Here is a 13186-nt window from a genome sequence, read left to right as displayed (position 1 = left end):
GCAAGGAGGACCCCATGTGGCTCATCACACCAGTAGGATTTTTCAGCATCGTCCAGAAACCCAGCGACGTGGCAACAGACACCCTGACCGTGCGCGCACGCGTTCGGGCTGACCTGGAAGCGCTGCGCGAGCAGTACCTGCCCGGCCTGGGGGATATCCAGGAGAGCCAGGTCAACGACTACCGCTTCCGCGCCGTGGCACCCCGTGCCGAGGTGGCCGCTGCCATGGCCAGCCTGGTCAACCAACTCAACTACAGCAACTTCAAGAGCCAGGTCTCGAAAGTCCAGGGACCGAACCGGGCCCACCTGTACCACGACGTCTGGGATGTGCTGTACCGCTTGCAGACCCAGCCGCAGACGTACAGCAAGTCCAGCAAGCCCTGAATGAAGACACCAGCTGCATCAGCGTGGGCCACGGTGAGTCCGGTAATCCACCCCAGGCCCGATGACCACGGCCAACCGGTCGCGATCAAGCACCCCAGCCAGCCCAGCGGCCTGGAAGCCTGGTCCGATGCAATGGCCATCGCCTGCGTGGTGCCGGACGGGCCCATGCCGGCATCGATCAACGGCGTGCCAGCATCGTCCTGGCAGGCAGCGCCTCACTCGAACGAGGGGTGGGAGGCATTGGCGGCCGAGCACTGGGTCCCTGAACCCGAGTTCGATGTCCCAGCCGCAAAGAAGGCGGCGGGCGTGGTGATTCGTGAGCCCGATGGGCGCATCTGGGTGGTGGTGCCCAGCAACGCCTTTGGCGGTTACCAGGCCACGTTTCCCAAGGGCAAGATGGACAAAGGGCTGTCCACCCAGGCCACAGCACTGGTGGAGGCTTATGAAGAGTCAGGCCTGCAGGTGCGACTGGTCCGACACCTGGTCGACGTCAAACGCAGCACCAGCTACGCACGCTACTACCTGGCCGAGCGGGTGGGCGGCAATCCCGCCGACATGGGCTGGGAATCGCAGGCGGTGATGCTGGTGCCTCAGGAGCAACTGCCGCTGGTGTTCAACAGCCCGAACGATCGCCCCATTGTCGATGCTTTGGAAAGCCGGTCGGCGGATGAACCCCACTGATGTGGAGGTCACCGCCAAAGTCGAGCCTTCACTCCCAGACGTCGAGCTTGTCACCCATGAGGAGCGATGAACCGCCGCTGGTTTCAAGCTTGCCGGTGATCTCGACGGTAGCCACTGTCGGCAACCCGGCAAGCTTGTTTCTGATCACTTCCTTTTTCACCAAGACCTTCAGCTTGCCGATTTCCTCCATTTCGAGGTAGGCGTCGTTGTGGGGCTGGATCTGGCTTGTCACAAACGTCAATTGGACTCGGATCGCCCGGTCCTTGTACTGCTCTGGAAACAGCTCGAGCTGCTTGAGGTCTGTGACCGTAATCGGCCTGGGAAATGTCAGTCGCTCCACGGGCAGACCGTTTGCCCCCAGTGTGACCTTGGCCGGGTAGCGGGCATCGCCTTCGGCGTGGACCACAAAATCATCGGCTTCGATGCGGTACATGAAGCCGCAGCCGTTGCACTGGTCAGTCGCCTTGACCTTGAATGTGATGGTGTATTTCTTTTTGGAATCCAAACCGATGCTTTGCCATTTTTTCACTGCCCGGTTGGACAATTCCAGGTAACCGTACTTTGAGACATCTCTTCCATCCCTGCTCATGAGCATCTGAGAAGACCCGGTTTTCAACAGCGAGGCACTCACCCGATTGAGATACAAGTACACCTCCCGACCGGCATAAGCGGGCACGTTACTGAAGTACGTCCCGGCGTCCACAACTTCAATGTGCTTTGGGAAGTGCGCCGTCTGCTCAGACGCGGACTCCACACCATCGGCCCCCTGGGGACTGCACCCCTGCAGCACCAGCGCCCCGACGAGCAGGGCGCACCACAGTTTCACGCGCAACCCCAGGCCCAGCAGACCATCCCATGCGCCCAACAGCTGCTGCCGGCGTTTGTTGGTCAAGTGATCGGTTTTTTCGTTCATGTTGCTCTCTGTTGGTTTCATAAGTTTTAAAAGGGTTTCAAACACCGTGGATCCAAACGCGATGTTTTTTGACGATGCGAGGCATGCCCAAACCTGCCTCCGACCCCAGCGGCTACTCGCTGCGTCTGATTTTTGCCCGCAACATCCGCATGGCCCGCATCGCCAAAGAGATGTCACAAGAGGCCTTGGCACACGAAGCCAATCTGGACCGGGCCTTCGTCGGCACCCTGGAGCGGGGATCCCGCAACATCAGCATCGACAACATCGAACGGCTGGCCCAAGCGGTGGGCTTGCCTGCACACGAACTGCTCGACCCCAATCTGGCGGAGTTGCGCGGATTCGACCCGACCCAGATGCGCGCCCCCCGCACGGCCAGACCGTAGCCTTGGACCGCGATCATCAAACGCTCAGGTCTGGGTGATTCACTTGTCATGATCGCTTATAAAGGGTTTCAAACACATCATAAAAGGCGAGTGTAGTGGATGCGAAATCGCTGGCGGCTACACCACATCGCGACCCGAGGCACCCGCTCTGGCGATGAAGAGCTGCTGCAGCGAAACGCGCCAAGACTGCCCATCGGTCGCCCGCAAGGCCAGGAACTGGGGCGACGCGCGCGCCACCGAAGCCAGTTCCAGGCGGGCGTTATAGGCAACCCCCCAGGGGCCAGGGAGCCTGGCGTCGAGCAGCAGGAGCGCCTGCGCCACACCGTCCAACAGCTCCACCCCGCAGACCGTGGACCAGCGGGTGTGCTGCCCATCGCCGTACTGGATGATCGGCACCGCGTTTTCAAGAACCGCCTGTAGCACCCGCTCTCCGATCGGCTGGGGGGTGATCATGGGGACGGCTTCACAAACGATCCCGGGCTGGCACTGCTGGGCCAGCTCGATCGGATCGGCGAGACCGGCCAGGTCGACCTGCGTTGACCCTGTGGTTTCCGGTCTCCACCCGCACAACAACCGAGCCGCCTGCATCCAGGCGACACTTGCGCTCGCTGCGGGTATTTCGACTTCCCGGTGCAGGCACGCATACCGCCAGTGCCCCGCCGCTGTTTTGACGCGGCACTCCACCTCGGTGCGGGCGCGCAGCCCGTTAACAAAGCGGTGGCAGAGGCCGCTCATTGCAGACCTCCTGCGCCAACACCCTCGGTCATCCCCAGCAAGGCGCGCTGCTGCTCCCAGTCCATGGGCAAGGGCATGCACTTCATCAACTTGGTGGCGTTCAGCGACATCGGTTGCCGGCCTTGTGCGATGGCTTGCACGATGTCCGGTGCCAACAGCGCCAGGTGGAGCATCCGGGTGACGTAGCCAGGGGAGACCTGCTCGGCGTTGGCGATTTCTCCAGTGCCTTGGCCTTGTTGCGTCATCCGATCGAGCCAACTCTGCGCTTTGCCGATCAGGCCCAGCAAAGTCGTGTCTGGCTCTCGCGGCACCTGCGGACCGTTGCCCTGGGGGCTCACCACCAACCGGACGGCCCCGCCACAGCGTTTGCGCTCGGCCTCCACCTCGATCTCGACCAGCGTGGGGACGGGGTCCGACGCCGGTCCGGGTTCCGACCCACCTCCAGGGTTGACCTTCACGATGCCACAGCCGATCAGGTCCAGGGTGATGCGCACCGACGACGGCCCAACCAGCACAGCGTCCACACAACCCCCGACCCGCTCACGCGGGTTCAGTTGCAACTGGGCCGCCAGGAGCTTGCCCGCCGTCACCGCATACTGGGCGATCTGGGCGTTGCACCAACCCACCGCATCGACCAAGCGTTGTTCGTCGTTTGTCCACTGGACGATGGCGGCGATGACCAACTCCTCCAGTTCGTTGGCGGGCAGTCGCACCGGCTCGCCCGGCTCGTCGATGGGGGTCACGTAGTAGCGGTAGCGCTTGTTCCCCTTGCGGGCGTGGGAAGGCACCAGACGGCGTCCCTGTTCATCGACCAGCTTGCCCGCCAGCAGACTCGGGTGGGCCGCGTGCGATTGGGTCTTGTGCCCTTGCCGGTTGTCCGCGAGCCGCTGCTGCACCTGATCCCACAAGGCTTGGTCCACGATCGCCGGGTGTTGCCCCGGGTGGACTTCATGGTGGTGGGTGGTCATCCCGATGTAGACCGGGTTGCTCAGGATGCGGTAGAGGTGGCCACGGCTGTAGGGCTTGTTGCCACCGAAGCCCGGCCGCTTGTGCGAGCGCTCCGGGGTGTGCCAGCCGCGGGCCTGCAGTTCCTCGAACAGTTCACCCACACCACCGAGCTTCAGGTACAGCCGGTAGATTTCCCGGATGCGTTCGGCTTGTTCCTCGTCGGGCTCCAAGGTGCGGCCGTTGGCCCGGTAGCCCACTGGGACCAGGCCCCCCATCCACAAGCCCTTGCGCTTGGACGCAGCGATCTTGTCGCGGATGCGCTCACCGGTCACCTCGCGCTCGAACTGGGCAAAGGACAGCAACACGTTGAGCGTCAAACGCCCCATCGAGGTGGTGGTGTTGAACTGCTGGGTGACCGAGACAAAGGAAACGCCCCGGTCGTCAAAGAGCTCCACCATCTTGGCAAAGTCCGCCAGGGAGCGCGTCAGGCGGTCCACCTTGTAGACCACGATCACCTTGACCTTGCCGGCTTCGATGTCGGCGATCAGGCGTTGCAGGGCAGGGCGCTCGGTGTTTCCACCAGAGAAACCCCCATCGTCGTAGGTCGTGGGCACCAAGGTCCAGCCCAGGGCCTTCTGGCTCAGGATGAACGCCTCGCACGCTTCGCGCTGGGCGTGCAGCGAGTTGAAGTCTTGCTCCAGGCCCTCCTCGGAGGACTTGCGCGTGTAGATGGCACAGGGCAGGGTGGCCAGTGAGGCCATGTTGGCCTTGTGGGCCATTGCCTTCAGGGAGGCAGCGGTCTTGCGGGCCATCAGCGTTTGATCCCGAAGAAGGCCGGCCCTGACCAGGGGGTGCCGGTGATGGCACGCGCAACGGCGCTCAGGCTGCTGAAGTGCTTGCCCTGGTGCTCAAAGCCTTGGGCCAGAACCAGCACCTCGTGGGTCGCACCTTGCCATTCCCGTAAGAGGCGGGTGCCGGGGGCCAATGTGGTGCCCGACCTCGGTGGGTGGGTGAGAGACATGGACGAGACCGATGTCCCCTTGGCCGCGAACGGTGAGACCTGGTGCTGTGCGTGCCAGGCCAAGACTCGACGCATCAAGGCCACCTGCACGTGGGCGGGGGGATCGCGATGAAACAGGGTGTGCCATTGCTGGGCCAGGGTGGTGCGGTCGGCTGACGCCAAATCGCCCACCACGCTTGCCACCATGCCCGAAGCCACATCGGAGGCCGTCGCCGACATCACACCCACCTGGGACTTGAAGACCGAACCCGTTTGATACGGTGCCGAAGCACCGATGGAGGCATTCACCTGCGCGCTCATGCGGATGCTCCCGCGATGCGGTACAGGCGGGTTCCATCGACCGTCTCGAGCGTCACCGACAAGCCCATATGCTTGCGCAAGGTGCCGCTGATCATGCCGCGCACCGTGTGCGCCTGCCAGCCGGTGAGGGCGGTCAGTTGGGCCATGGAGGCGCCGCTGGGCGTGCGGAGCAGCGCGATCAGCTGGGCCTGCTTGCTCTGCGCGGGAGGCGTGCAAACTGGCTCTGTCCCCTCAGCCGGGGGGTGTTCGGTGCGGGAGCGTTTGACCGGTGTGCCGGCTTTTGCCTTGATCGACTTCGAGGGCGACGCAGCGGCCTTGTTGGGCGGTGGTGTGGCGGGGTTGGCTGACTTGGGGGATGGTGTGCGTTTCATTCTTACTCCCGTGCCTGACTGGGCACGGGGGTAGTAACGCTCTACTTCACGGGTCGATCAACTTCTTTGAAGAGTAGCCGTGGTGTGTGGTCGAGATAGCGAGGCGGACTTGATGTGATTGGAAAAATGGTGCTGTTTGTGCGATGTCGATATCGCTCACCGGGACGTCGATGGCCATGGCAAGTATGCAAGTACAAAGATGCCTGGTAGGTGGCCATCTGCTCTCTTCAAATTTGAAGATGGTGTGCCAGTAGGGGGCGAAGAGCTTCGGCCATGGTCACCATGGCTTTGGGTGTAGCAGGACGTGAATCAGCACTGGGTGCCTTGCGTCGCTGCACTGGGCTGTTCGCAGCGCTGGTAACCCTGCAAGACACCTGAATCGGTCCGGCATCTGTTTTGGGTTCCAAACCCCGGTACGATGCGATCAAAACGGCACCCCATGAGGTGCCTTGGCTTTTGCAGGGGGATGGTTTGTGTGCCGCCCTCTGCGCGTGACTTGTGCAGTGACACCATGAACCAACAAAACCTCGCCTCCGACATCTGGAACATCGCCGACACCCTGCGCGGTGACTTCAAACAATCCGAGTTCGGTCGCGTCATCCTCCCCTTTGCCGTGCTGCGTCGCCTGGAGTGTGTGCTGGAGCCGACCCGCTCGGCCGTCCTCGCCCAGTACGAAGCCGTGAAGACGACCGGCATTGACCTGGACCTGGTGTTGCCCGCCACGGCACAGGCCAACTTCTACAACGTGTCGCAGTTCAACCTGGCCACGTTGGGCTCCACCAGCACCCGAGCCAACCTAGAAGACTATGTGGCCAAGTTCTCGGCCAACGCTCGTCAGGTGTTCGAGCACTTTGAATTCGGCAAGTGGCTGGAAAAGCTCGAAAAAGCCAATCTGCTGTACATGGTGGCCAATCAGTTTGCCAACCTGGGCCTCCACCCCAATGTGCTGACCAACCACGAGATGGGGTTGGTGTTCGAGCACCTGATCCGCAAGTTCGCCGAAAGCGCCAACGACACCGCCGGGGAATTCTTCACCCCGCGTGACGTGGTGCGCTTGGTCACCACCCTGGTGTTCGCCACCGACCATGAAGCCCTCAACGGCCAGGGTGTGATCCGCACTGTGTACGACTGTGCAGCGGGAACGGGTGGCTTCCTCTCCAGCGCCATTGAACAGGTGCAGGAATGGAACCCCAACGCCAAGCTGGTGCCCTACGCCCAGGAGCTGAACCCGGAGACCTACGCCATCAGCGTGGCCGACAAGCTGATTCAGGGCTACGACGTGCGCAACCTGAAGCTGGGCAACACCCTCAACAACGATCAGCTGCGCAATGAACGCTTCGACTACTGCCTGGCCAACCCGCCCTTTGGCGTGAAGTGGGAGAAGGTGCAGGCTGACGTGAACGCTGAACACGTCAACGAAGGCTTTGCCGGCCGCTTTGGTCCTGGTCTGCCACGGGTGGGTGACGGCTCCTTGCTGTTCCTGATGCACCTGCTAAGCAAGCGCAAACCAGTGGACGAGCACAGCAAAGGCACCCGCATCGGCATCGTGCTGTCGGGGAGTCCTCTGTTCAACGGAGGTGCGGGCAGTGGCGAGAGCGAAATCCGCCGCTGGATTCTGGAGAACGACTGGCTCGAGGCCATCGTGGCCTTGCCCAACGACCTGTTCTACAACACCGGCATTGGCACCTACATCTGGGTGCTGAGCAACCACAAGGCAGCAGAGCGCAAAGGCCTGGTGCAACTGATCGACGCCAGTGCCCTGCACACGCCCATGCAGAAGTCGCTGGGCAGCAAGCGCAAGCGCCTGTCGGAAGACCAGATCGCCGAGATTGCCCGCCTGCTGCAAGACATGCCCAACGAGGGCATCAGCAAGTTGTTCAAGACCACCGACTTTGGCTACCGCCGCATCACCGTGGAACGCCCACTGCGCTTGCGCTTTGAGGCCACGGACGCGCGCATTGCCAACTTCAACGCCGTCACCAACCAGGCCCATGCCGACAAGCTGGCCACCGTGCGCGGCACCTTCGACAGCATCGACGCGCTTCTCAAAGCCGCAGGCATCAAGAAGCTGACCAAGGCGCACCTGAAGGAGCTGATGGCTGCCTTGGGGCTAAAAGACCCGGACGCGCAGCCCATGAAGGATGAGAAGGGCAACGTCATGCCCGATGCGGACCTGCGCGAGTTCGAAAACGTGCCGCTGGGCCAGAGCATTGCCGACTACTTTGCCAAGGAAGTGCTGCCCCACGTGCCCGATGCCTGGATCGACGAAGGCAAGAAGGACGAGAAGGACGGCCAGGTGGGCATCGTCGGTTACGAAATCAACTTCAACCGCTACTTCTACCAGTACCAGCCGCCGCGCAAGCTGGAAGACATCGACCAGGACCTGAAGGCCATTGAAGCGGAGATTGCTGCGCTGCTGGGTGAGGTGACGGAATGAGTCACTACAAGCCGTACCCGGCGTACAAGGACTCGGGGGTGGAATGGTTGGGGGAGGTGCCGGAACATTGGGTTGTAAAGCCAATCAAGAGCTTGGCTAACTCCCCCGGAGCTTGCTTCATAGATGGAGATTGGATTGAAAGCAAGAATCTTTCTGGAAGTGGGATTCGCTACATCACGACGGGCAACGTCGGTCCAGGAACTTACAAAGAACAGGGGTCTGGATACATCAGCGAAGAAACCTTTAATGAGCTGCAATGTATAGATGTTCGCCAAGGTGACATTCTCATATCTCGCTTAAATCCTCCAATTGGTCGGGCCTGCATAGTTCCGGACCTCGGCGGAAGAGTGGTGACATCCGTTGATAACGTGATATTTCGACCATCCCAAGAGTTTCTGGTTAATTACGTCGTCTATAGGTTTTCTGCTGCTGACTATTTTCATGAAATGGGGTTGCTCGCAAGTGGGGCAACCATGCAAAGAATTAGCCGAACAGAGTTAGGAAGTGTCCGGATAGCCTGGCCTTCGATGGATGAGCAACTTGCCATCGCCTCCCATCTCGACCGCGAAACCACCCGCATCGACGCCCTCATCACCAAGAAAACCCGCTTCATCGAACTGCTGCGCGAGAAGCGTCAAGCCCTCATCACCCATGCCGTGGCCAAAGGGCTTGACCCCAACGTGAAGATGAAGGACTCCGGGGTGGAGTGGCTGGGGGAGGTGCCGGAGCATTGGGGCATTCAACCGCTCAAGCAATTGGCCAGGCTCGATGGTGGTGCTGGTTTTCCTGATGATGAGCAGGGGATTCAAGACGCCCCTATCCCGTTCTTCAAGGTCGCTGACTTGTCCAATGGCATGACTAGCGCGGAGAACTACATCACTCCAGAAACTGCTGACAAGCTGAGGGCAAAAATCTTTCCTGCTGGAACGATTGCTTTTGCAAAAGTTGGGGCAGCGCTTCTTCTTAATCGCAGGGTCCTGATGTCTATCCCTGGCTGCGCAGATAACAACATGATGGTTGCCATTCCACATGGAATCCTCGGTACGTGGCTGCATGCGGTTCTGAGTTGCTATGACATGGCTTGGTTGGTTAATCCTGGTGCGGTTCCTTCAGTCAACCAAGAGCAGGTGGGAAACATCAAAATTCCTGTTCCCAGTGTAGAAGAGCAACGTTCAATTGTTGCCAGTGTAAGCTCCGGCACCATGCGTATTGACAGAATTGTGGTTAAGACAGAGCGGAGCATCGAACTACTTAAGGAGCGCCGCACCGCAATTATCACCGCAGCCGTCACAGGTCAAATCGACTTACGGGAGGCGTCATGAGTGTCGGTGAATGGTTTTCTGATTTCTGTAGTAACTTGCGGATGGGGACCGACCAACGAGCCTCATTTTCATACCGCACGGCTCGCATCACTAAAGCGGTAAACGCATCGTTTCGAAACATCGATAACGACACCGCCTACCGGTTCTATGTGGGTTCGATGGGGCGTAGCACTGCGATTCCATCAGTAAGCGATGTCGACTTGCTTGTAGAACTCCCTGCATCGGTCTACCACCAATACAACGCCTATTCCGGTAACAAGCAGTCCTCGTTCCTCAGCGCTGTTCGAACGGCCATTCAGACCACGTACCCTTCGTCAAGTGTCTCGGGAGATGGGCAGGTTGTCGTCATATCATTCAATGACAATGTGACCTACGAGGTTTTGCCTGCTTTCCTGGGTGACAAAGGGGGTTACATCTTTGCGGACAGTAACAACGGAGGCTCTTGGAAGAATTGTTGGCCAAAGCAAGAGATGACGGCTTTTTCTGACCGCAACTCTGCCTGTAACAAGAACTTGGTTGAGTTGTCCCGAATGGCTCGGGCTTGGCGCGATGAGAACAGCGTCCCTATGAGTGGCATGCTCATCGATACGCTAGCTTATCAGTTTATTGGCTCCTGGCAGTATCGTGAAAAGTCGTATCTCTACTACGACTTTATGACTCGGGATTTCTTCAATTTTTTAGCCAATCGAGACAGTACGCAGGATTACTGGCTCGCGCCTGGAAGCGGTTCATATGTGTGGCGCAAAGGCCCCTTTGAATACAAGGCTCGGCAGGCGGAACTCCGTGCGCTTGAAGCAATTTCACATCAGAACTTGGGCCAAGATTGGTCTGCAAAGCAAAAGTACAGGGCAATCTATGGAACAAATTTCCCCAACTGACGCCGACGTGAAGCTTGCGGCCAAGGCCGTTGATGCAACACTTGAGGGGCAGTTGCGCGAGATGTATGGCCGGGTGGCCTACACCCACAAGACCCACGAGAAAATGGCTGACCGTTATGTGGCTCGATACAAATGCATCAAAACGGCGGAAATCGTCTTTTCGGCAGCTTCATCTGGAAGCTTGCTTTTCGCCGTCTTCGGGGACTCGTCAACGGCCACCATCATTGGTGCAGTGCTGTCCACTGTGCTTCTGTGGCTGACTCTGTACTTTAAGGAAGCCTCGCTCGGAGAATATGCACAGAAGCACACCGAGGTTGCTTCGAAGCTTTGGGCCATCAGAGAGGCCTTGCTCAGTCTCTTGACAGATATGCAGGATGGCCGTGATGCGGTAAGCATCCGGACTGAGCGTGACAAGTTGAATGCAACCCTTGCAGATGTCTATCGAAGTGCACCCCGGACGGACAGCGTTGCCTATGCAGCTGCGCAGCAGGCGCTGAAACAGCAAGAGGAACTGTTCTTCAGTGAGAGCGAACTGGACCACCTGCTACCGAGCAAACTTCGCAAGAGCCATCCCAACACCGAGTCCTAAGTTCATCGTCGGTTTTTCGCTCAAGGGAGCCAAATGAGTCACATCCACCACGAATGCGAGCTGGAGCGCCACATCGTCGAGCAATTGGCGGCCGGCGGCTGGCAAGTTGGCGACCCTGGTCAGTATGACAAGGCCCGCGCCCTGTACCCCGCCGACGTGGTGGACTGGCTCCAATGCAGCCAGCCGCAAGCATGGGCCAAGCTGAAGGCCCTGAACGGGGCTAATACCGAAGCCACAGTGCTGGACCGTCTGGCCAAGGCTCTGGAGGCCAAAGACGGCGGCACGGTATCGGTCATTCGTGATGGGTTCCAGATTGCCGGTGCCGGCACGCTCAAGATGAGCGAAGGCCTGCCCGAAGACGAGCGCAACGAAACCACCCGCCAGCGCTACGCCTGCAACTTGCTGCGTGTGGTGCCGCAGGTGCGCTACTCGCTCGATAACGAAAACGCCATCGACCTGGTCTTCTTCATCAACGGCATCCCGGTGGCCACGGTCGAGCTCAAAACCGATTTCACCCAGTCCGTCTGGGCAGCGGTGCGCCAGTACAAGCAAGACCGCAACCCCAAGCGCAAGGCCGGTGGCCTGGAGCCGCTGCTGACCTTCAAGCGCGGCGCCGTGGTGCACTTTGCGATGAGCGACAGCCTCATCTACATGAGCACCAAGCTCGATGGCGACTCCACCTTCTTTCTGCCCTTCAACCGAGGCCACGAAGGCGCCGCAGGCAACCCGCCAGGCGAGGTGGGGCCAGACGGCCAGCCCACCTACCCGGTGGGCTACTTCTGGCGCCGGGTGCTGCAAAGGGACAACTGGCTGCGCATCTTCCACCGCTTCGTCCTGCTGCAAAAGCAAGAGAGCAAAGACGCCCAAGGCCACACCCACATCAAGGAAAGCCTGATCTTCCCGCGCTTTCACCAGTGGGAAAGCGTGACCAAGATGCTGGACACCGTGCGCCAGGAGGGCGCAGGCCAGCCTTACCTGATCCAGCACAGTGCCGGTTCGGGAAAAACCAACACCATCGCCTGGACGGCACACTCCTTGATTCGGGTGCGGCGCGCGGACGGCGAACCGTATTTCCACAGCGTCATCGTCGTCACCGACCGGCAGGTGCTGGACAAGCAGCTGCAAGACGCCATCACCCAGATCGAGCACCAGACCGGCGTGGTCAAGGCGGTGGACCGGGATACTTCCAACCTGCCCAAGAGCCATCAACTGGCCCAGGCCATGCTGGCGGGCACGCCCATCATCGTCTGCACGCTGCAAACCTTCCCGCATGCCCAAGAGGCCATCTTGAAGGAGCAGAGCCTGCGCGAGCGCCGCTTTGCCGTGATCATCGACGAGGCGCACAGCAGCACCGGCGGCAGCACCGCCGACGACCTGCGCTACGTGCTCACCGGCCAGAGCGAAGAGGAGTGGGACCAGCTCAGCGCGTACGACAAGCTGTCCGTCTGGCAGGCCTCCCGCCAGCGACCCGGCAACGCCAGCTACTTCGCCTTCACCGCCACGCCCAAGCACAGCACCTTGATGCTGTTTGGCCGCCCGCTCAATCCGGCACTGCCCGTTAGCAAGGACAACCCACCGGCTCCCTTCCACCTGTACAGCATGCAGCAGGCCATCGATGAGGGCTTCATCCTCGATGTGCTGCAGAACTACACCTCGTATTCCCTGGCCTACAAGCTGGCCTCGGACATGGCGGTGGCGGCAGACCAGCGTGTCGATGAAAAGTCCGGCAAACGGTCGCTGGCCAAGTGGATGTCCTTGCACCCCACCAACGTGGGCCAGAAGGTCAAGCTCATCGTCGAGCACTTCCGCACCAACGTGGCTCAACTGCTCAACGGCCAGGCCAAGGCCATGGTGGTGACCAGTTCACGCGCCTCGGCCGTGAGCTACGCCCGCATGCTCAAGAAGTATTGCGACGAGCGTGGCTACACCGACCTGCACGCCATGGTGGCCTTCAGCGGTGACGTGCCCAACCAGGACAAGCAAACCGGCGTGTTGATCGCCGAAGAGCTGCCCAAGGACCACCAATTCGACGAAATCACCCTGAACCCCAACCTGCGTGGCCGTGACATGCGCAAGGCGTTCGACACGCCGGAGTACCAGGTGATGATCGTGGCCAACAAGTTCCAGACCGGGTTTGACCAGCCCAAGCTGGTGGCCATGTACGTGGACAAGAAGATCTCAGGCGTGGAAGCGGTGCAGACCCTGTCGCGCCTGAACCGCACCTA

13 protein-coding genes and 1 pseudogene are annotated in these 13186 nt (G+C 60.3%); 8 read left to right on the top strand and 6 right to left on the bottom strand.

Annotated elements, in window-relative coordinates; genetic code table 11:
- Together HA630_RS14715 and HA630_RS14710 are read left to right on the top strand one after the other, a co-directional pair.
- A pseudogene (locus HA630_RS14715) lies at positions 1-383 on the top strand (hypothetical protein); the annotation flags it as partial.
- A complete protein-coding gene (locus HA630_RS14710; RefSeq protein WP_166835606.1) occupies positions 384-1064 on the top strand; it encodes an NUDIX hydrolase in 681 nt (226 codons plus the stop codon).
- Between the two features lie 28 nt (positions 1065-1092).
- Here HA630_RS14710 and HA630_RS14705 read toward each other — a convergent pair whose 3' ends face one another.
- Positions 1093-1977, bottom strand: a complete 885-nt coding sequence (locus HA630_RS14705) for a hypothetical protein (protein WP_166835604.1) — start codon at positions 1975-1977, stop codon at positions 1093-1095.
- Between the two features lie 83 nt (positions 1978-2060).
- Here HA630_RS14705 and HA630_RS14700 point away from each other — a divergent pair, with 83 nt between their 5' ends.
- The gene (locus HA630_RS14700) at positions 2061-2360 is read left to right on the top strand and encodes a helix-turn-helix domain-containing protein (RefSeq protein ID WP_166835602.1); all 300 of its coding nucleotides are present in this window, start codon (positions 2061-2063) and stop codon (positions 2358-2360) included.
- A gap of 117 nt (positions 2361-2477) precedes the next feature.
- Here the strand turns inward: HA630_RS14700 and HA630_RS14695 are convergent, their stop codons facing one another.
- From HA630_RS14695 to HA630_RS24765, 5 genes are read right to left on the bottom strand one after another with little or no spacing between them, the layout of a single operon-like run.
- Positions 2478-3095 carry a hypothetical protein gene (locus tag HA630_RS14695; RefSeq protein WP_166835600.1) on the bottom strand — a complete coding sequence of 206 codons (618 nt, stop codon included), beginning with the start codon at positions 3093-3095 and terminating at the stop codon, positions 2478-2480.
- Complete coding sequence (locus HA630_RS14690) at positions 3092-4855, bottom strand: recombinase family protein (protein ID WP_208300094.1); 1764 nt, start codon at positions 4853-4855, stop codon at positions 3092-3094. The genes HA630_RS14695 and HA630_RS14690 overlap by 4 nt, the downstream gene beginning before the upstream one ends.
- Positions 4855-5364, bottom strand: coding sequence for a DUF2924 domain-containing protein (locus HA630_RS14685; protein ID WP_166835598.1), 510 nt, complete (start codon positions 5362-5364; stop codon positions 4855-4857). Before HA630_RS14685 ends, HA630_RS14690 begins: the two co-directional genes overlap by 1 nt.
- Positions 5361-5735 (bottom strand): DUF3489 domain-containing protein, encoded by a 375-nt coding sequence (locus HA630_RS14680; protein ID WP_166835596.1) that lies wholly within the window; start codon positions 5733-5735, stop codon positions 5361-5363. Before HA630_RS14680 ends, HA630_RS14685 begins: the two co-directional genes overlap by 4 nt.
- 46 nt (positions 5736-5781) lie before the next feature.
- Positions 5782-5913, bottom strand: a complete 132-nt coding sequence (locus tag HA630_RS24765) for a hypothetical protein (RefSeq protein ID WP_256368644.1) — start codon at positions 5911-5913, stop codon at positions 5782-5784.
- A gap of 333 nt (positions 5914-6246) precedes the next feature.
- Between HA630_RS24765 and HA630_RS14675 the strand changes: the two genes are divergently transcribed.
- The 5 genes from HA630_RS14675 to HA630_RS14655 all read left to right on the top strand — a co-directional run.
- Positions 6247-8172, top strand: coding sequence for a class I SAM-dependent DNA methyltransferase (locus tag HA630_RS14675; RefSeq protein ID WP_166835594.1), 1926 nt, complete (start codon positions 6247-6249; stop codon positions 8170-8172).
- Positions 8169-9494, top strand: a complete 1326-nt coding sequence (locus HA630_RS14670) for a restriction endonuclease subunit S (RefSeq protein ID WP_166835592.1) — start codon at positions 8169-8171, stop codon at positions 9492-9494. The genes HA630_RS14675 and HA630_RS14670 overlap by 4 nt, the downstream gene beginning before the upstream one ends.
- Positions 9491-10372, top strand: coding sequence for a nucleotidyltransferase (locus HA630_RS14665; RefSeq protein ID WP_166835590.1), 882 nt, complete (start codon positions 9491-9493; stop codon positions 10370-10372). The genes HA630_RS14670 and HA630_RS14665 overlap by 4 nt, the downstream gene beginning before the upstream one ends.
- Positions 10350-10961, top strand: a complete 612-nt coding sequence (locus HA630_RS14660) for an SLATT domain-containing protein (protein WP_166835587.1) — start codon at positions 10350-10352, stop codon at positions 10959-10961. Before HA630_RS14665 ends, HA630_RS14660 begins: the two co-directional genes overlap by 23 nt.
- Before the next feature lie 33 nt (positions 10962-10994).
- Positions 10995-13186: type I restriction endonuclease subunit R (locus HA630_RS14655; protein WP_166835585.1), on the top strand; the 2192-nt coding region annotated here is incomplete at its 3' end.

This window comes from Aquabacterium sp. A08 (genome assembly GCF_011742065.1).
This window is presented reverse-complemented; position numbering and strand designations above follow the sequence as displayed.